The following is a 20,242-nucleotide window of genomic DNA, read 5'->3' as shown; positions in this document are numbered from 1 at the left end:
ACTTAGCCTTCGACTGTCAGGTTAAAGCCAGACGCTTGAGCCAGCTCAACAAAATTTGGAAATGAGGTGGCCACATTCGCACAGTCTTTTATCACGATTGCTCCCTGTGCAACCAATCCAGCTACCGCAAAAGCCATTGCAATTCGGTGATCACCTTGGCTATCTACTTCACCACCACCTATTGGTCCACCCACAACTTCAATACCATCAGGCAAAGTAGTTGCGTTAACTCCTAAGGCCTGCAACCCATCAGCCATGGCTTGAATTCGATCACTCTCTTTAACTCTCAATTCTTCAGCACCACGCAATACCGTTTTTCCTTCTGCACAAGCAGCAGCCACAAATAGTACAGGGAACTCATCAATTGCAAGTGGTACCTGATCCTGAGGTATTTGAATACCTCTCAGCTTTGCATATTTCACTTGGATATCTGCAACAGGCTCCCCCCCTACCATTCGCTCATTTCTAAGGGTTAAATCAGCACCCATTGCTTTTAAAATATTGATAACCCCTATACGAGTTGGATTTATTCCCACATGCTCAATCAGCAAGTCAGAGCCAGGAGTAATGGATGCAGCTACCATAAAAAACGCAGCCGATGAAATATCAGAAGGTACTTCAATATCAGCAGCTGTCAGCTTACCACCACTGGCAACTCGAACCGTATCCCCCTCAACTTCAATGGGATAACCAAAGCCTTGCAGCATACGCTCAGTATGGTCTCGTGTAGGTGCCGGCTCTGTTACTTCAGTGATACCTTCAGCATACATCCCTGCAAGTAATAAGCAGGACTTCACTTGAGCACTAGCCATTGGCATCTCATACTTAATGCCCTTAAGTGGCTGGCCTCCACTAATTTTCAATGGTGGCGTACCCCCTTCTTCCGTATTAATGACCGCCCCCATTAATCGCAACGGTTTACCCACCCGTTCCATTGGCCGCTTTGAGAGAGACTCATCGCCAGTTAATGTTACATCAAAAGACTGAGCTGCCATTAAACCAGCAAACAACCGCATTGCAGTACCAGAGTTGCCTAAATAAAGCGGCCCTGGGGATGGCATTAAACCATGAAGACCTACTCCATTAATCGTGACTTTACCCTGGTGCGGGCCCTCTATTACCACTCCCATATCACGGAATGCTTGCAAAGTGGCCAGACTATCTTCCCCTTCCAAAAAGCCACTGACTTGGGTCACTCCCTCGGCTAAAGAGCCTAAAATAATAGAGCGATGGGATATAGACTTATCACCAGGGACACGGATGGTACCAGTCACACTATCAGCTGGCTTTGAACAATAAATGAGACTTTGTTGCTTCATAGGTTCTAAATATGCTTTTCGTGCCAACATTTTGGAAAAGTGCTCCCTGGCTACTTTCGCCCGAGTAAAAACCCCTTTCATATATTGGCTGTTTGCTGTTTGAACGGCTGTTTTTAACTTCTCCAGACCGTCAGTGAAATCATTGAGTGCTTGCAGGACTGCTGTTTGATTGGCAATAAAAATATCATGCCACATGGTAGGATCACTGGCAGCAATACGGGTAAAATCTCTGAAACCACCAGCAGCATAGCGGAAAATTTCCTGGTTATCTCGCTCTGTGGCCAAGGTATCTACCAGTGAAAAAGCTAACAAATGGGGTAGATGACTAGTTACTGCCAGCACTTCATCATGCCGTTGCACATCCATGAGCAACACTTCTGCCCCTATTTTATCCCACAAAGAAGATACGACTGCCAATGCTTGATCATCTGAAAACGCATGGGGAGTCAAAATCACTTTATGATCAGCAAATAAATCTGCTTTCGCCGCCATCACCCCACTTTGCTCGGAGCCTGCAATCGGGTGACCAGGAATATATTGGGGTAGCAATTCACCAAATACCTGCTCCATGGCCGTCAAAACATTATTTTTGACACTGCCCACATCAGTAATTATTTTGCCTTCAAGATTACACGCTTTAATAGCTGAAAAAATACTCGCCATACTTAAAATGGGCACAGCCAGCATAATTAAGTCGGCCTGCTCAACTGCTGTTGGTAAGTCAAGATAATAGTCGTCGATTATCTCTTTCACTTTTGCCAGCTTAAGCGCCTGTTCATCACAGTCACACGCAATAACCTGATGACAGATGAGATTAGCTTTAATTGCTTTGGCAATAGAGCCGCCAATAAGGCCCAAGCCAACAATGAGTACAGTCGACTCAGATAATGTTGCGGATTTATTCATAAAGTGGATTAAACAAACACTTTTGCTGACAATTTTATATTACACACTACATGTTGACTAACTAAGAGCTATTGTTGCTATTCCAAGAAACATCAATAGTTCCTAAAGAGACCAGCAGAAGATTGTTTATTCTGCAACCAGCTGCTTAAGTGCTACTAAAAAGCGCTGATTTTCATCAGCCAAACCGATGCTCACCCGGAGATGATGAGGCATCGCATAATTAGCCACAGGGCGCACAATTACACCTTGAGCCAATAGCTGTTGGTAAATCATCTGGCTTTGCTCACCCAACTCCACCGTAATAAAATTACCTTTTGATGGAATATAATTCAGCCCTAACGCTTCAAAGCCTTTGATTAACTGCTCCATTCCCTGCTGATTTACTTTAACTGAGTCAGCCAGATACTGCTGGTCAGACAAGGCTGCCGCTGCGGCCACTAATGCCAGACTATTCACATTAAATGCCTGACGTAGGCGATTAAGAATATCAGCAATTTGCGGTGAAGAAATACTGTAACCCACTCTTAAACCAGCCAAACCATAGGCCTTAGAAAAAGTACGGGTCACTATCACATTAGGGTGTTGCTTTAAATAATCCAAACCATTGGGAAACGCAGGGTCATCAACATACTCGATATAAGCTTCATCCAGCACCACAATGACCTGATCCGATACTTTACTTAAAAACACTTCAAGTTCTGTTTTACTAAACCAAGTACCTGTGGGGTTGTTCGGGTTTGCAATAAAAACCAGCTTAGTTTTGTTTGTTACTGCATTAGCCATGGCAGTTAAATCATGCCCCCAATTAATTGCAGGGACTACAACCGGTATGGCCTCCACAGCTTTTGTCGCATGCGGATAAACCACAAATGCATATTCAGAGAAAACCACTTCATCATTTGGCCCAGCAAATGCCCGCGCAATTAGCTCAAGCACATCATTGGAGCCATTCCCCAATGTAATTTGCTCCTGCTGGACACCATGTTTTTCCGCTATCGCTTGCTTTAAAATAAAACCATTACCATCTGGGTAACGGCTTAATTCAGCAGTGGCTGACTCAATAGCTTTTAGTACCTTTGGCGAAGGCCCTAATGGGTTTTCATTACTGGCTAGCTTAATAATATTGGCAGGCTCCAAACCGAACTCACGAGCCAACTCGTCAATGGGTTTGCCTGGCTGGTATGGCTGGATAGAACGCACTCCCAGCCTGGTTAACACTTCCACATCACATACCATGAATTAACTTCCTTTATTTTTATTTATTTTATAAAACCCCTTTAGGGTAAGAGCCCAACACCTTCAAATCAGAAGCACGACTACCTACCTCTTCCATCACTTTACTGACATCAGCCCTATCAATATGGCCAATAAAGTCAATGAAAAATACATAATTCCATGTACCGCTGGTTGAAGGACGGGTTTCCACACGAGTCAAATCAATGTTGTGGCTATGGAATGGTTCAAGTAATGCGTGAAGAGCCCCAGGCTGGTTTCGCATGGCGACAACAATCGAGGTTTTATCATCACCACTAGCCAGCACAGCTTCATTACCAATAATCAAAAACCGCGTTGAGTTATCTGGACGGTCCTCAATTTTTTCTGATATTTTTTTAAGTCCATAAAGCTCCGCTGCCATATCGCCAGCAATAGCAGCAGAGTGCCATTCTGACTTAATTCGCTTAGCAGCCTCAGCATTACTACTTACTGCTATCCGCTCAGCATGAGGATAATGGGAATCAAGCCATTTACGACACTGAGCAAACGACTGAGCATGGGAATAGATACGAGAGATTTTGTCTTTTCTCGTGGTATCAGCAATTAATAAGTGGTGATGAATTCTCAATTCAACCTCACCACAAATTTTTAATGGCGAATCGATAAAGCTATCAAGGGTGTGATTAATCACCCCTTCCGTGGAGTTTTCAACAGGGACTACTCCATAATTCACCGCACCGGCCTCAACTTCCCTAAATACTTCATCAATAGCAGACATTGGAATACTAATTGCCGAATGGCCAAAATGCTTAAGGGCTGCCGCCTGGGTGAAAGTTCCTTCTGGGCCTAAATAAGCCACTTTAATTGGCTGCTCCAATGCCAAACAGGCAGACATAATTTCACGAAACAACCGAGCCATTTCTTCATCGTTTAATGGCCCTTGATTACTGTCCATCACATTACGTAATACTTGAGCTTCACGTTCTGGCCGATAAAAAAAAGCATCAGCATTAAATGACTTCTTAACCTCAGCCACTTGCTGAGCACAATTAGCACGATCACTAATCAACTCTAAGATTTTACGATCAATATCGTCTATTTTTTTGCGCAATGCTTTTAAATTTTTTGCTGATTCTTCAGACATAATGGTTAACCACAACGTTGCTCAAAGTCTTTCATAAACTCGATGAGTGCATCGACAGCCTGCTCAGGGATCGCATTATAAAGGCTAGCGCGCATTCCGCCTACCAGTCGATGGCCTTTTAAATTTAATAGCTGGTTTGCTTCTGCTTCAGCTAAAAACTGTTTATCCAGTTGATCATCAGCCAAAGTAAACGGAATATTCATCCAAGAACGACAGCTAACGTCTATTGGATTATTATAAAAGCCACTTTGATCAATAAACTGATAAAGCTTTTCAGCCTTACGTTGGTTAATTTCTTCCATTGCTCCCACGCCGCCTTGTTGCTTCAACCACTTAAATACCAAACCAGCTAAATAAATGGCAAAACTAGGAGGAGTATTTAACATAGACTGATGCTTAGCCACTTGCTCATAATTCATCACAGATGGCGTTATAGGTAATGCCTTACCAAACAATGCTTTGTTGACAATAACCACGACCAACCCAGAAGGCCCAATATTTTTCTGCGCGCCCGCATAAATTAAACCATATTGGTTAACATTGATTGGCCGAGAAAGAATGTTGGACGACATATCTGCAACTAAAGGTACATCACCTGTTGTAGGTACCCAGTTAAACTCAACCCCATTTATGGTTTCATTTGGCGTGTAGTGTAAATAGGCCGCCTGTGGGTTTATTTGCCATTCTGACTGGCCAGGAATTTGGCAATAATTGCTCTCTTTAGCGGAAGAAACAATATTAACTTCACCATAACGAGAGGCTTCCTTACTAGCTTTTTGCGACCACACCCCTGTGTCGACAAAATCCATTTGTCGCTTGGTGCCTAGCAAATTCATGGGAATCGTCGAAAACTGAGCTGTTGCGCCCCCTTGCATAAATAAAACAGCATAGTCATCAGAAATAGACAGCAGATCTCGTAAGTCTTGTTCAGCCTCTTCAACAACTGCAACAAATTCTGGGCTGCGATGGCTTACCTCCATCACTGACACCCCTCTACCTTGCCAGTCTAATAGCTCTTGTTGTGCCTGCGCCAAAACTGCCTCAGGCATGGTGGCTGGGCCTGAGCAAAAATTAAAAGCACGGCTCATAAACCTTTTACTCCTTAGCGGGTAGTCACTAAATTTCCTTGTTTTAGTCGTTACCCAATTAACTTATGGTCAACTCAAATATAAAGGGCCAGAATTCCTGGCCCTTATTTTATCGTGATTAGCGGTTACTCATCTGCGGGCAAATCTTCTTCGGGGCTTGCCTGTTCATCATTCTGCTCATCACTTTCAACAACTTCTGAATCAGTGGTTTCCTCTTCTTCTGGCTCAGCTACCCGCTCAATACCTACCAAGTGCTCATCACCAGCTAATTTAATTAAGCGTACACCCTGAGTATTGCGGCTTAAAATCGAAATCTCATCTACTCGAGTTCTAACCAAGGTGCCTTGATCTGAGATCAACATGACTTCATCACCATCATCGACCAGAGAAGCACCAACCAGTGGACCATTACGCTCATTGCTCTGCATGGCAATAACCCCCTGACCACCTCTACCATAAACAGGGAAGTCATCCAAACGGGTACGCTTACCATAGCCATTTTCACTGGCGGTTAAGACCTGGCCAGTCGTGCCGGGAATAATCAGTGAAATAACCTGCTGACCTTCTTGTAACTTAATACCACGCACACCACGAGCAGTTCTGCCCATTGCTCGCACATCTGCCTCTTTAAATCGAATAGCTTTACCCGCGCTGCTGAAAAGCATGGCCTCCTGCTCGCCATCGGTAATAGCTGCCGCAACTAGGTGGTCATCATCATCAAGGTCAACTGCAATAAGCCCTGAAGAACGAGGACGACTAAACTGCTCCAGTGGGGTTTTCTTTACTGTGCCTTTCGACGTTGCCATAAAGACAAAGTGGCCATCGTTATACTCTTCTACTGGCAGAATAGTAGAGATACGCTCGCCTTCTTCTAGGGGCAGAATATTGTTAACAGGGCGGCCACGGGAAGTACGGGTGGCTTGCGGTATTTCATACACTTTCAGCCAATACACTTTCCCTCTGGTTGAGAAACAAAGAATTTGGGTATGAGTATTAGCAACCAGTAAGTGCTCAATAAAGTCTTCATCTTTAACCCCACTGGCTGACTTACCTCTTCCACCCCGCCGTTGGGCCTGATAAGTATCCAATGGTGTCGTTTTAGCGTAGCCACCGTGAGAAATGGTCACCACCATATCTTCTTCAGTGATTAGATCTTCAACGGTTAAGTCACGGCGAGAGCTGGTGATCTCTGTCCGACGCTCATCCCCATAATTTTCTTTAATAACTTCCAACTCTTCCCGAATGACTTCCATTAAGCGTTCAGGGCTCGCCAGAATTAATCCTAGCTCTGCAATTTTGTCTAATAGCTGCTTGTATTCTTCCAGCAACTTATCGTGTTCAAGCCCAGTCAGCTTATGCAAACGCAAGTCTAAAATTGCTTGGGCTTGTACGGGTGACAAGTAATATTTGTCATCACGTAACCCATATTCAGCTGGCAAATCATCAGGGCGACAAGAGTCAGCTCCGGCTTTATCCAACATCGATAAAACCAAGCCTGCCTGCCAAGGCGTATTAATTAACTTTTCTTTAGCTTCTGCTGGCGTTGGCGATTCTTTAATTAACTGAATAACAGGATCAATATTGGATAACGCAACTGCTTGCCCTTCTAAAATATGACCTCGCTCTCTCGCCTTACGCAGCTCATAAACTGTACGACGAGTGACGACTTCACGGCGATGGCGAACAAAGGCCTCAATAATATCCTTCAGATTAAGCAGCTTCGGCTGACCATCAACCAGTGCTACCATATTGATGCCAAACACTGACTCAAGCTGGGTTTGGGCATATAAGTTATTCAAAATAACCTCACCCACTTCACCCCGACGCAGTTCAATCACTACTCGCATGCCATCTTTATCAGATTCATCACGGATTTCCGTAATGCCTTCGATTTTTTTCTCTTTAACTAATTCTGCAATACGCTCAATCAGTCGGGCTTTGTTCAGTTGATAAGGAATTTCAGTGATGATGATGGTTTGCTTATTTTTCTTTTCATCAACTTCAATATCTGCTTTGGCGCGCACATAAATTCGACCACGCCCAGTGCGATAAGCCTGCAAAATCCCCGCACGGCCATTAATGGTGGCTCCAGTAGGAAAATCTGGGCCTGGGATATATTCCATTAAACCATCGATATCCAACTCTGGGTTATCGATAAATGCTAAACAAGCGTTAATAACTTCGTTTAAGTTATGAGGAGGAATATTCGTTGCCATCCCCACCGCAATACCTGATGAACCATTAACCAACAGGTTAGGTATGCGGGTTGGCATCACTACCGGAATCTGCTCCGAACCATCATAGTTAGGTACAAAATCGACAGTCTCTTTTTCAAGATCAGCCATGATGTCATGGGAAATTTTTTCCATGCGAATTTCGGTATAACGCATGGCTGCTGCCGAGTCACCATCAACAGAACCAAAGTTACCCTGTCCATCTACCAGGGTGTAACGCATAGAGAAAGGCTGAGCTAACCGGACAATTGTGTCGTATACAGCAGAGTCTCCATGGGGATGGTATTTACCAATAACATCACCGACCACCCGGGCAGATTTCTTATACGGTTTATTCCAATCGTTGCTTAGCTCACCCATGGCAAATAACACCCGGCGGTGAACTGGCTTTAAACCATCCCGTACATCAGGCAAGGCACGTCCCACAATTACGCTCATCGCATAATCCAAATAGGACTGCTTCAGTTCATCTTCGATATTGACTGGAAGGACTTCTTTGGCAATTTCACCCATTATGGAATACGTTCCTTAATTTTAAATACAAGCTAAAAGCCAACTGCACCTGTAATACCTTAAAGATCAGGCATCGGCACTGTTTAGAAATAAGTATAAAAAGTCTTGATTTGATAAATGACAAAACGGCTTTTCAACAATAAGAAATGGACGCCAAGTATACCTCAAATCGTTGCTGCTGTATATTCAATAGCAGCTGGCTAACTCTATGATTTGCAGACTTTTTGCCGTTTCTTCAGAAGTGACAAATCAGTAATATTATTGAGCGCTGTATTTTTAATAAAAAGTAACTTCATTAACCCTCCCCCTGAAACAAGGCCTCAAGCTTGGTCTTGGTAGGGCTTGCTACTACACCTTGCTCAGTAACAATAAAGTCAACCAGTTCCGCAGGTGTGATATCAAAGACCGGGTTGTTTACAACTACATTATCGGGAGACAGCTGTTGCCTAGCCAAACAACATAATTCTCCTGCCTCCCGATGCTCCAATGGGATCTCATTACCATTAGCCAGCGATAGGTCACAAGTTGACAATGGGGCAACCACCATTAACTTAGCCTGATGGTAACGAGCCAATACAGCCAAACTATAAGTACCAATTTTATTCGCCACATCACCATTAGCCGTAATCCGATCAGCCCCCACAATCACCCAGCTGACTTTTTCTACTTTCATTAAGTGGGCTGCTGCACTATCCGCATTAAGTTGAAAGGGGATATTAGCTTGCTGCAACTCCCAACAAGTCAGACGAGAGCCCTGCAACCAAGGGCGCGTTTCATCAACAAATAGCTGATTAATTAAACCCTGCTGATAAGACGCACTAATCACGGCAAGCGCCGTACCACTCCCTCCTGTGGCTAGCCGTCCAGTATTGCAGTGAGTCAAGACATTACAAGGTATATTAGAAGGCTGTGCAATTAACTCAGCACCATAGGCAGCCATTCGCTGATTAGCTGTAATTTCTTGTTGAAAAATCCGATCAGCTTCAGTAAGTAGCAACTCAGTTAAATGCTCCCCCTCATTGCCCATAACCAGCTTTTTCATTCGCTCAACAGCCCACTGCAAATTAATAGCGGTGGGTCTTGCTGCCGCTAATACAGCCAAATTATCTAGTAAGCTAGCTGTCTTATTGTACTGTTTTGCAGCCAACACAGCACCATAGGCTGCAGCTATACCAATGGCAGGTGCACCTCTAACAACCATTAGTTTGATTGCAGTAATAACATCTGCCACTTGATAACACACATAATTTTGTTGTTGGTGGGGTAACTTTCGCTGGTCTAATAATTGTAAATGGTCACCACACCATTTAATGACGTCATACACAAGCGTTCCCTCACTTTTTTTGTCCTAGAATGGTTTTATACAACCGGATAAACTACACCTGTTTTATTTACTAACTTAAATACCTCCCTAACCTCGAAAAGTATTTAATATTCGTTATATACTCGCCAAATAATTTTAAGGAAAGGTAATAAGTGATTTATGTCTGAGTCAACCCAACAGGTCGATACCCTGATTCATGCAGGCTGGGTTATTCCCGTTAATGCCAGTCAAGATATTCTTGAGAGCCACTCAATCGCTATCAGCAATGGTAAAATCACTGCCATTATGCCCACGGCTGAAGCTAAACAGCAGCTCAAGGCTCAGCACAGCTATGATTTAACCGCTCACGCGGTCATCCCTGGCCTGATCAATGCCCATGGTCATGCTGCCATGACACTGTTTAGGGGTAAAGCCGACGACCTTGCTTTAATGACCTGGTTGAATGACCATATCTGGCCTGCTGAAGCCGCCTGTGTTTGCGATGACTTCGTGCGTGATGGAACTAAGCTAGCGATTGCCGAAATGCTTCGTTGCGGCACCACCACTTACAGCGACATGTATTTCTTCCCTGATACCGCAGCCCAGGTGGCAATTGATGCCAATATTCGTGCACAAATTACCTTTCCCATCATGGATTTCCCTACCAGCTGGGCACAAAACCATGATGAATACTTCAGTAAAGGGCTAGCCGTTTACGAACAGTTTAAGCAAGCAGAGCTAGTTGATATCGCCTTTGGTCCTCATGCGCCGTATACCGTTTCTGACGCACCGATCAATAAGATTGCCCAACTTTCTGCTGATATGGATGCTATGGTGCAAATGCATATCCATGAAACTGCTCATGAAGTGGAAGAAGGTATTAAACTGCACGGTAAACGTCCAATGCAACGGCTAGCTGACCTTGGTTTATTAAGCCCTCGTTTGCAGTGCGTGCATATGACACAGATTGATGACAGTGATATTGAGCTTCTCAAGCAATATGGCAGTCATATCATTCACTGCCCTGAGTCCAACTTAAAGCTAGCTAGCGGCTTTAGCCCAATCGATAAACTACGCCAAGCGGGCGTTAATGTCGCCTTGGGCACTGATGGCGCAGCTAGTAATAATGACTTGGATATGATTGGCGAAATGCGCACTGCAGCTATTCTAGCCAAAGCTGTACACCAGGATGCTGAAGCCATTTCTGCTTATGAAGCACTGAAAATGGCCACTTTAAATGGTGCAAAGGCACTAGGAATTGACGATATTACTGGTAGCTTAGAGACAGGTAAAGCAGCTGATATTACTGCTGTTCGCTTGGATGAGCTGGAAAACCTACCTTTATATAGTCCTGTCTCACAACTTGTTTATACTGCAAGTAGCCGCCAGGTTACTCATGTATGGGTTAATGGCAAACTGGTGCTGAACAACCGTGAGCTGACTACCCTAGACATGGCTGAAATAAAGCAGTTCGTTGCTGACTGGAAATCACGAATTCTTTCCGCACAAGGCTAACACTCAATCAACCTAAGACAGTATGTAGCTATGGCCACTGAACACACCAACGTTGACCCACAAGAGATAGCTAAGTTTGAAGCCCTAGCCCACCGCTGGTGGGATAAATCCAGCGAATTTAAACCCCTTCACGACATTAATCCATTACGGCTGAGTTTTATTGAGCAGTTTGTAAACCTGGCGGGACAAAAAGTGGTTGATGTTGGCTGTGGTGGTGGGATTTTATCAGAAGCTATGGCTATTCGCAGCGCTGACGTAACAGGCATTGACATGGGTGAAGAGCCACTGACTGTCGCCAAACTTCATGGTCTGGAGTCTGGGGTGAAAGTCGACTACCAGCAAATAACCGCTGAAGGTTTAGCATCACAGCAACAAGGCACTTTTGATGTAGTCACTTGTATGGAAATGCTAGAGCATGTTCCTCATCCCATTTCAGTGATAGAAGCCTGCAGCCAGCTGGTTAAACCTGGTGGACATTTATTTTTTTCAACAATCAACCGAAATCCTAAGGCTTACGCATTAGCTGTGATCGGCGCAGAATATATTCTCAAGATGCTGCCGAAAGGTACCCATGATTACGATAAGTTTATAAAGCCATCTGAATTAGCTGGCTGGGCACGCAAATGTGGCTTAACGGTTAACCATATCAAAGGCATGGTATACAACCCAATCACCAAAGCCTTTAAACTGAGTGATGATGTGGATGTCAACTATTTAGTTCATATCACCAAAAACCAACATTAAACTATTAATAGTAAAAACTATATATAGTCAAAGCGAAGGCTTTTGAGGGGAGAGTTGTCTATGCCATACCCAATCGCTGCAGTGCTATTCGATCTTGATGGCACCCTTGTGGACACAGCCCCTGATTTTGTGCAACCTATTAACCAGTTAAGAGCCCAGGAAGGACTTCCAGCTCTGACGGCGCAGGTAATTCGCACCCAGGTTTCTAATGGTGCTAAAGCACTCGTACAACTTGCACTCTCGTTAGATCATCAACAGTCGGGCTTTGAGCAGGCACGAAGTCAACTGCTGGAGCTATATCACCAGGTGATTGGGGAGCAAGCACAATTATTCCCCGGCATTGCTGAGCTGCTTACTACCCTTGAAAGCAAGTCGATTCCTTGGGGAATAGTCACCAATAAACCCTGGTATCTTACTGAGCGGCTGCTGGAGAATATGGAACTTTCATCCCGAACCAGCGTGACGATTTGCCCAGAGCATGTAAAAAATACCAAACCGGACCCAGAGCCTTTATTATTAGCCTGCCATAAACTAAAAATTGATCCTTATCACGCAGTTTATGTGGGAGACCACCAAAGAGACATCAGTGCTGGCAACTCAGCCGGTATGTTAACGGTGGCTGCCAGCTACGGTTATGTAGAAGCTGATCATGATATAACTCAATGGCATGCTGATCATGCCATTAGTCGTGCAGATTTGCTGCTGGCCTGGCTGGACGAACTTAACTGGCAACGAAACCAAGAACCCTGACAGACCCATATGTTTGACTATCAAGCGCCAGAAAACCTATTAAAAGACCGCATTATTTTAGTCACCGGCGCCGGTGATGGCATTGGCAAAGCTGCAGCTATTCGCTTTGCCAAACATGGTGCTACGGTTATTTTACTCGGTCGCACTACAAAAAAACTGGAAGATGTCTATGACCAGATTGAATCAGCAGGTGGCCCTCAACCAGCAATTTACCCAATGAATCTGGAGGGAGCCAGTCCCAAGGACTATGATGACCTAGCGGTTACAATCGAAAAGGAGTTTGAGCGCCTGGATGGAGTGCTGCATAACGCAAGCTTATTGGGAAATTTAAGCCCCATCAGCCAGTACGATATAGAAACCTGGTATAAAGTAATGCAGGTTAACCTGAATGCTCCGTTTTTAATGACTCAAGCTTTATTACCCCTACTGCATCAGTCAAAGGATGCTTCAATTGTTTTTACTTCTTCATCAGTAGGCCGAAAAGGCAGAGCTCACTGGGGTGCTTATGCCGTTTCCAAATTTGCCTCTGAAGGGATAATGCAAACCCTTGCCGATGAAGAAGAAGGCATTGGCCCAGTCCGTGTCAACACCATTAACCCTGGTGCTACCCGCACCCATATGCGAGCCCAAGCATATCCAGCGGAAAACCCTGAGCAATTGCCTCGCCCTGAAGATATCATGAACGTCTACCTGTATTTATTCGGACCCGATAGCCAAGGAGTGACCGGTCAGGCATTTGACGCCCAGTAAAATAAGGCGCCTGTCGATACTCCTCCCTGATTGAGTTTGTTTAAAACCCCATCAGGGAGAAGTAAATTGATCATTACTTTCCATACTAAGCTTGATGCAAACTTATCTTTACTGCTGTTGCTATGCCAACGTTTGTTAGGGCATCTGAAATGTCTTTAGCTACTGGCTAGTCTATATGCAAACAACAAGGCAAATATTTGCCTTACTTATGCCAAAAGATTGGCAATATTGATAATTTCCTAATTTATTCCAGCCACAGAATTGACAGCGGTCAAAAATCCCTCATCATAAACCTAACAAGCGTTTTAGATACTTAGTACAAACTCTTGTTTTTTCGATATTTATTAAAAATATAAAGTGATTGGCACAATTATCGCTATGACTTCAACATAACATCAAAAGGAAACACGCTTTACACAAAGGGTTCGCGAATGCAGTCAACATCAGCAGCAGATAAGTCAAAGAACAGCAATATAAAATTAATCACTCCTCTACCAGCCAAAGGAAAACAACACAGCTCCACCGAAAGCCAACTTTTACTCAAAATCAGGTTAATGAATCGACTGCAAAATAGCCTTGAGGTGGAGCGAGTACTGACGGCTTTTTTCCACGAAATTCAAACCCACGTAACTACTCACGGACTGAACTACGTTCATAACGAACTCAATATCAATGTATCAGTCGGCGAGCAAAGCTATCATAGTTGTAATTACCGTCTGATCACTGATAACGAAGCTGTTGGGGAAATCACGTTTCGTCGCCAGCAACGTTTTCAGGAAGAAGAACTGGCAACAATCGAGGGGCTTCTAGGTTGTTTGGTTTATCCTCTTCGTAATGCCTTACAGTACCAGTTAGCTGTTACCACCTCATTAAAAGACCCACTGACTGGTGCCGGCAATCGAATCGCATTTGATAATGCTATTAAACGGGAATTAAATATCTGTCGCCGCGAAGAGCAACCACTGTCACTGCTAATGATTGATATTGATCACTTTAAGAATATCAATGACAGCTATGGCCATCCTGCTGGTGACTATATTCTGAAGAAAGCCGTTGATTGCCTACAACAGTCGTTAAGAAATGTAGATATGACCTTTCGCTTTGGTGGTGAAGAGTTTGTGATATTACTATCAAAAACAAATTTAATCAGTGCTGAGCTAGTTGCAGAGCGGCTAAGAGAAAATATTGCAGCCATGCAATGCCATTACAATGGTCAGTCTATTCCTGTGACAATCAGCATTGGCACTGCCATGTTTAGTACTGGTGATAGTATTTTTTGCTTACTGGAACGTGCTGACAAAGCACTCTATCAAGCAAAAAATCAGGGGAGAAATAAAGTCTGTGCCATTGCCTGAAAGCAGTGACTCTCACTCATTCAGGCATGGTTTGCTTCAATCGTCTCAATGCTTTCGTGTGGCTTTACCCGTTGCTTTAGGCCGCATTGTCTTTTTCGATTTAGCCTCTGGCTTCAGGCGTTTACCTTGCAACCGCTTACCCTGCTCCTGCTGCTTTGGGTTTAACGGTGCTACTGGTTTGGGTGATAGCTCCACAGCACTGGCTAGCTGATCTACCGATTGTTGATCTAAGGTTTCCCAACGCCCTAAACGTAAATGACTTGGCATAATCACTGAGCCATAGCGAACCCTTTTTAATCGACTCACTTGCAGCCCTTGCGACTCCCATAATCGGCGAACCTCACGATTTCTTCCTTCCATGATAACAACATGAAACCAGTGGTTAATGCCTTCTCCTCCTGAGTCAACAATATCAGTAAACCGGGCAAAACCATCTTCCAGCTCAACCCCTTTAAAAAGCTGCTTAGTTTTGTCTTCAGTCACCTCTCCCATCACCCGAACCGCATATTCCCGTTCAACTTGATGAGAAGGGTGCATCAGTCGGTTAGCTAACTCGCCATCCGTTGTAAATAGCAACAAGCCTGAGGTATTGATATCGAGCCGACCAATGGCTATCCACCGCTCTCCTTTCAATGGTGGTAACCGATCAAACACTGTTGGCCGTCCTTCTGGATCATTGCGCGAACAGACAACTCCTTCTGGCTTGTTATACATTAATACCCGACGAAAGCCTGCCTGTTCTGGCATGACTTTTACTTGCCGACCATCCAGCTTAATGTCATCAGTTGGTGATACACGCTGGCCCAGTTCAGCCAACACACCATTCACAGTAATGCGCTGCTCTGCTATCCATTTTTCAATTTGTCGGCGTGAGCCAACACCTGCTCTGGCTAAAGCTTTTTGAATACGCTCAGATTGGGTTGTTTCAGTGGTCATCAAAGTAATTCTTAAATTTACTTAGGAGTCTTGTTGAATATCAGAAGAGTTTGATGTTAGCGAGTCATCTGATTGCACCTGCTCACTTTCATCCTCATCCTGAAATATAGAGGGAATAATTGTATCTGCTGAACTAGTCAGTAATTCAGTAGCTAATACATCAGCAGCAGTATGATCTGCTGGCTCGTCAATGTCTTTTGCTTGATCAGCTTCAGGCAGATCATTCACATCTACCTCATCTATCGTGACAGCCGTTTGTTCTGCCATATCAATTGAAGGCTCAAGCCTATCAGCTTCGGTTGATATATTTGGAGGTATTGTTTGATCGATAGATAAATCATTAAACAGCGAAGGCAAGTCATCCATTTCAGCATCTGCAAACTCTAACTGATCTCCTTCATCAGCAGCCATATCTGAACTAGTTTGAGCTTCATTATCATCTGCTGTATCAGACTCCATAACCAACTCAATTATTTGCTCATCAAACTGCTCAACTTCAGCAACAGAAACAAAATCTACTGGCTCAGCAAGTGCTTCGTTATTAAACACTGAATCTAATTCAGCAGCAGTATCTTCTTGTTGCTGTTCAGTAAGTTCAACAACGGCCTCGTTAGTTGGTAGCTCATCTTCTACGGGGCTATGTTCTGAAACATGCTCAATAATAATTGCTTGATCTACTGAGCTAACATCATCTGTCGTATTAAGCTCCTCAGACACTTGAGTTGCCTCAGTAGCATCTGTTGCTAATACATCATTTAGTAATTTTTGTTGTATTTCTGGTGTTTCTTGCTGTAATACTTCATTGCTTAAATCATCATGCCCCTCTTCTGCTGATTCTTCTTCATCTTCAGAGGCTGATTGTTGTGCTTCTAAAGCAGCCAGCTCATCTGGATCTAGCTTTGCGGGGTCAATAAAATCTTCTGGCAAACCTTTCTGCATCTCGTCGATTTCCTGGAACAAGACTTCCTCATCAACGACTTCTACCTCCTCTATTGCTGTATTATCTTCGCCTGAAGAGCCCTCTGAAGTTGAAAGATCAGCTTTTACCGTCGTTACTGCTTCCTCACCCTCTTCAAGTGCCAGTTCTTGATTCGCTTTTTCAATATCCTGCAGCTCAGAGAGTGGTGGCAACTCATCCAAGTTAGCTAAATTAAAGTAATCTAAAAACTGTCGTGTTGTTGCATACATAGCAGGCCGGCCAGGCACATCACGATAACCAACAATACGCACCCACTCGCGCTCCAATAAGGTTTTCATAATAGATGAACTTACGCTCACCCCACGAATTTCCTCAATTTCGGCACGAGTAACTGGCTGCCGGTAAGCAACTAAAGCTAACGTTTCTAATAATGCACGGGTATAGCGTTGAGGCTTCTCTTCCCACAGTTTACCTACCCACGGTGCCATCTCCTGACGAATTTGTAGACGATAGCCACTGGCCACTTCTTTGAGTTCAAAACTACGACCTTCACAGGCAGCAGAAATATCAGCCAAAGCCTGCTGAATTTCTTCTTTGGCTGGTTCAGCCTTTTCAGGAAACAACTGGCGTATTTGATCCAGGTTTAATGGTTTACTAGAAGCCAACAAAGCGGCTTCAATAATATTGGCTAACTTAATTGCTGGTTGATCCGTCATCATGGACTGCCTTAGCTTTTACATGAATGGGAGCAAATGGCTCGGTTTGAACAATTTCTACTAGTGACTCTTTGATCAACTCCATAACGGCTAAAAATGTCACCACAACCCCTAACCTGCCTTCTTCAACTTTAAACAAAGAAACGAATGGCACAAAAGAGTCAGCCGCCAGCATACTGAGCACTTGGGTCATCCGTTCTCGGGTTGACAGCGCCTCCTGCTCTATGTGGTGATTTTCAGATAATTCTGCCCGCGATAAAACACCAGAAAGCGCTAATAGTATTTCTTTTAAATCGACGTCAGGATGCTGTTTTTCTACCTCTATTGTCGGAGGTGCTGCTGACACGGGGTAATAATCCCGCCCTTCCCTTGGTAAATTATCCAAGTCCTCAGCAGCTTTTTTAAACCGCTCATATTCTAGCAGTCGGCGAATCAGCTCAGCCCTTGGATCCTCTTCCTCGTCTTCCGTTGCTGTTTCAGTGCGGGGAAGTAGCATCCGGGATTTAATTTCAGCCAACATAGCAGCCATTACTAAATATTCAGCTGCCAGCTCAAACTGTACGGCTTTCATTAACTCCACATAATCCACGTACTGTCGGGTAATATCTGCTACACAGATTTCCAGTACATCCATATTCTGCCGTTTAATTAAATACAACAGTAAGTCCAACGGCCCTTCAAATGCCTCCAGGAAAACTTCTAAGGCATCTGGTGGAATATACAAATCTTGTGGTATTTCAGTAACAGGTTTGCCTTGCACAACAGCAAAAGGCAGCTCTTGTTGTTGACTATGCTGACGAAATCGACGCTTAACAACCTGTTCTACTGTTGTGGTTTCTTCAGTTACTGCTTCGCTCACATCATTGGCATCAACAACTTCGCCAGCATCAATAACAGCGGTCGTTGGTTCATTTACTGTTTCATCAGCTGTTGTGAAATCAACCTGTTTATTCATCAGAAGATTCTACTATCAAAACTACTGAAGGCTTTTTACACAAAGCCACTGAAAATTTCCCTAATAATATAACTGATGGTTTCCAGCATTAATCAAGCAACTGAAGGCATTCCAATACGCTCACGCAGCTGAAGGTTCCTGAAAAGGCGACGGATCACCCTTGCCCTCACGCAAAAGTTCGGGCACATCATCTAACATCGAAACAACGGTGGTTGCTTCCATTCCACAATAGCCACCATCAATAATCAAATCGACTTGCTGTTCCAACAACTGTCGCATTTCATAGGGATCTATCATTGGCTCTTTTTCGCCAGGTAATATCATGGTGACACTCATCATTGGCGAGCTCAAACTTTCCAGTAGCGCCTGTGTCACCTGACAATCAGGTACCCGTAAGCCAATTGTACGGCGCTTAGGGTGTAAGAAGCGCCGCGGTACTTCTCTGGTTGCTTCCAAAATAAACGTGTATGAACCAGGCGTATAAGCTTTAAGCAGTCGATACGCAGAATTATCAACTTTTGCGTAGGTAGAAATCTCAGCTAAATCACGACACATTAGGGTAAAATTATGTCGAGAGTCGATTTGCCGTATACGACGGATGCGGTCAATGGCTTTTTTTTCACCAATATGACAACCAATTGCATAAGCAGAATCAGTAGGAAAAATCACCACTCCACCCTGGTTAATAATATCGGCTGCTTGGTTAATAAGGCGCTGTTGTGGATTTTCTGGATGAATTTGAAAAAATTGACTCACAAAACACCTGCTATGGGTTAGTTGTCATCTCGACAAGCGATGTGCAATTAGGGGCTGCTGAACATTCAGCTCATGTCAACAGGCCTCGAACTATATCATTAATTTAGCAGTAAACCTATTATTTATCCTTCAAGAAATGTCAACAAACTCGCATCTTATCCCAAGCCCAATTTTCCCACAGTGGTTTGCATTGCTTAGGCAAGGGCGGAGCATTACCTAGCTCAATCCAGCGATTAAACGGACCATGAAAATCACTAGCCACTGAGGCAGATAATTCAAATTGGGTGGCTAAATCCGCTAAAAAACCAGTAGCATCTCGAGGCTGCCCAGCCAAGGCTACTTCAATTCCCTCACCCCCAGCATCTTTAAACGCCTTTATTAATGCTCTTAGCTTGGTATTGGTCATTTTATATTTAAGTGGGTGAGCTAACACTGCTACCCCATTTAAGGAAGTTATCCATTCCACTACTTGCACCAATGTTGGCCACTGACTTTTGACATCTCCCACTTTACCAGCCCCTAAATAACGCTGAAAAGCTGTTGCCATATCAGGCACATACCCCTCACTGACTAAGTATCTAGCAAAATGGGGACGACCAATTTGGACATCAGCTGCAGGCAAGCCCGAATGCTCCTGAGCCATTGCCAACGCCCCTTCTAAGATATCGCTAAAGCCTCGCTTGGCAAGCCGACTGGCAATCGTTTCAGCACGCTGCTGCCTAGCAAGGCGTTGTTGCTCCATATATCCATTCAGCAATGGATTATCCAGAGAAAAGCCTAGCCCTACTAAATGGATTGTTACCCCAGACCAGACGGCTGATAGCTCAACACCTGGGATCAAACAAATCTGATCGAGCACCGCTTGCCCTTTTAGTGACTGATAACCTGAAACAGTGTCGTGATCTGTTAGTGAAAGTACTGAGACTTCTTGCTCTATCGCTCTTTGTATCAGGGCTAGAGGCGACAGTACCCCATCCGAAGCGGTGGAGTGACAATGTAAATCTATTTTCAACCGATATTCCTTACTGACTTCTGAGCCCTTTCATTAGATAGGACTCAAACAATCAAACCTGCGAATTTATCGCTAATTATCCTATTCTTATGCTAACAGCGAAACTACCTGC

Annotated in this window: 16 protein-coding genes; 5 read left to right on the top strand and 11 right to left on the bottom strand. The window is 44.1% G+C overall.

Features of this window, described 5'->3' with window-relative positions; translation table 11 throughout:
- Positions 1-2: 2 nt before the first annotated feature.
- From G4Y78_RS10800 to mtnA, 6 genes are all read right to left on the bottom strand, one after another.
- Positions 3-2,225, bottom strand: a complete 2,223-nt coding sequence (locus tag G4Y78_RS10800) for a bifunctional prephenate dehydrogenase/3-phosphoshikimate 1-carboxyvinyltransferase (protein WP_163833027.1) — start codon at positions 2,223-2,225, stop codon at positions 3-5.
- Positions 2,226-2,351: 126 nt separating this feature from the next.
- Positions 2,352-3,461 carry a histidinol-phosphate transaminase gene (gene hisC / locus G4Y78_RS10795; RefSeq protein WP_163833026.1) on the bottom strand — a complete coding sequence of 370 codons (1,110 nt, stop codon included), beginning with the start codon at positions 3,459-3,461 and terminating at the stop codon, positions 2,352-2,354.
- Positions 3,462-3,489: 28 nt separating this feature from the next.
- Positions 3,490-4,584 (bottom strand): prephenate dehydratase, encoded by a 1,095-nt coding sequence (gene pheA / locus G4Y78_RS10790; RefSeq protein ID WP_163833025.1) that lies wholly within the window; start codon positions 4,582-4,584, stop codon positions 3,490-3,492.
- A gap of 5 nt (positions 4,585-4,589) precedes the next feature.
- The gene (gene serC, locus G4Y78_RS10785; protein ID WP_163833024.1) at positions 4,590-5,672 is read right to left on the bottom strand and encodes a 3-phosphoserine/phosphohydroxythreonine transaminase; all 1,083 of its coding nucleotides are present in this window, start codon (positions 5,670-5,672) and stop codon (positions 4,590-4,592) included.
- 125 nt (positions 5,673-5,797) lie between these two features.
- The gene (gene gyrA, locus G4Y78_RS10780; protein WP_163833023.1) at positions 5,798-8,419 is read right to left on the bottom strand and encodes a DNA gyrase subunit A; all 2,622 of its coding nucleotides are present in this window, start codon (positions 8,417-8,419) and stop codon (positions 5,798-5,800) included.
- A gap of 295 nt (positions 8,420-8,714) precedes the next feature.
- Complete coding sequence (mtnA, locus tag G4Y78_RS10775) at positions 8,715-9,743, bottom strand: S-methyl-5-thioribose-1-phosphate isomerase (protein ID WP_163833022.1); 1,029 nt, start codon at positions 9,741-9,743, stop codon at positions 8,715-8,717.
- Positions 9,744-9,902: 159 nt separating this feature from the next.
- Between mtnA and G4Y78_RS10770 the strand changes: the two genes are divergently transcribed.
- The 5 genes from G4Y78_RS10770 to G4Y78_RS10750 all read left to right on the top strand — a co-directional run bounded on the left by G4Y78_RS10770 (position 9,903) and on the right by G4Y78_RS10750 (position 14,836).
- Positions 9,903-11,237, top strand: a complete 1,335-nt coding sequence (locus tag G4Y78_RS10770) for a TRZ/ATZ family hydrolase (RefSeq protein WP_163833021.1) — start codon at positions 9,903-9,905, stop codon at positions 11,235-11,237.
- A 30-nt stretch (positions 11,238-11,267) separates the two neighbouring features.
- Entirely contained in the window at positions 11,268-11,981 is a 714-nt protein-coding gene (gene ubiG / locus G4Y78_RS10765; RefSeq protein ID WP_163833020.1) for a bifunctional 2-polyprenyl-6-hydroxyphenol methylase/3-demethylubiquinol 3-O-methyltransferase UbiG, read from the top strand.
- A gap of 60 nt (positions 11,982-12,041) precedes the next feature.
- Positions 12,042-12,731: an HAD-IA family hydrolase gene (locus G4Y78_RS10760; protein WP_222937683.1), complete on the top strand. Its 690-nt coding sequence runs from the start codon at positions 12,042-12,044 to the stop codon at positions 12,729-12,731.
- Between the two features lie 9 nt (positions 12,732-12,740).
- The gene (locus G4Y78_RS10755; protein ID WP_163833019.1) at positions 12,741-13,481 is read left to right on the top strand and encodes a YciK family oxidoreductase; all 741 of its coding nucleotides are present in this window, start codon (positions 12,741-12,743) and stop codon (positions 13,479-13,481) included.
- 431 nt (positions 13,482-13,912) lie between these two features.
- Entirely contained in the window at positions 13,913-14,836 is a 924-nt protein-coding gene (locus G4Y78_RS10750; RefSeq protein ID WP_163833018.1) for a GGDEF domain-containing protein, read from the top strand.
- Positions 14,837-14,881: 45 nt separating this feature from the next.
- Here G4Y78_RS10750 and rluB read toward each other — a convergent pair whose 3' ends face one another.
- From rluB to G4Y78_RS10725, 5 genes are all read right to left on the bottom strand, one after another.
- The gene (rluB, locus tag G4Y78_RS10745) at positions 14,882-15,772 is read right to left on the bottom strand and encodes a 23S rRNA pseudouridine(2605) synthase RluB (protein ID WP_163833017.1); all 891 of its coding nucleotides are present in this window, start codon (positions 15,770-15,772) and stop codon (positions 14,882-14,884) included.
- 21 nt (positions 15,773-15,793) lie between these two features.
- Positions 15,794-17,410: an SMC-Scp complex subunit ScpB gene (gene scpB / locus G4Y78_RS10740; RefSeq protein WP_230425726.1), complete on the bottom strand. Its 1,617-nt coding sequence runs from the start codon at positions 17,408-17,410 to the stop codon at positions 15,794-15,796.
- Positions 17,385-18,365: a segregation and condensation protein A gene (locus G4Y78_RS10735; protein ID WP_408022094.1), complete on the bottom strand. Its 981-nt coding sequence runs from the start codon at positions 18,363-18,365 to the stop codon at positions 17,385-17,387. Before G4Y78_RS10735 ends, scpB begins: the two co-directional genes overlap by 26 nt.
- Before the next feature lie 117 nt (positions 18,366-18,482).
- Positions 18,483-19,118 carry an L-threonylcarbamoyladenylate synthase gene (locus G4Y78_RS10730; protein WP_163833015.1) on the bottom strand — a complete coding sequence of 212 codons (636 nt, stop codon included), beginning with the start codon at positions 19,116-19,118 and terminating at the stop codon, positions 18,483-18,485.
- A gap of 139 nt (positions 19,119-19,257) precedes the next feature.
- Positions 19,258-20,130, bottom strand: coding sequence for a PHP domain-containing protein (locus tag G4Y78_RS10725; RefSeq protein WP_163833014.1), 873 nt, complete (start codon positions 20,128-20,130; stop codon positions 19,258-19,260).
- Positions 20,131-20,242: the final 112 nt, after the last annotated feature.

This window comes from Spartinivicinus ruber (genome assembly GCF_011009015.1).
Lineage (GTDB): Bacteria > Pseudomonadota > Gammaproteobacteria > Pseudomonadales > Zooshikellaceae > Spartinivicinus > Spartinivicinus ruber.
Note: the sequence above shows the minus strand (reverse complement) of the source record. Positions and strands in the feature narration are given on the sequence as shown.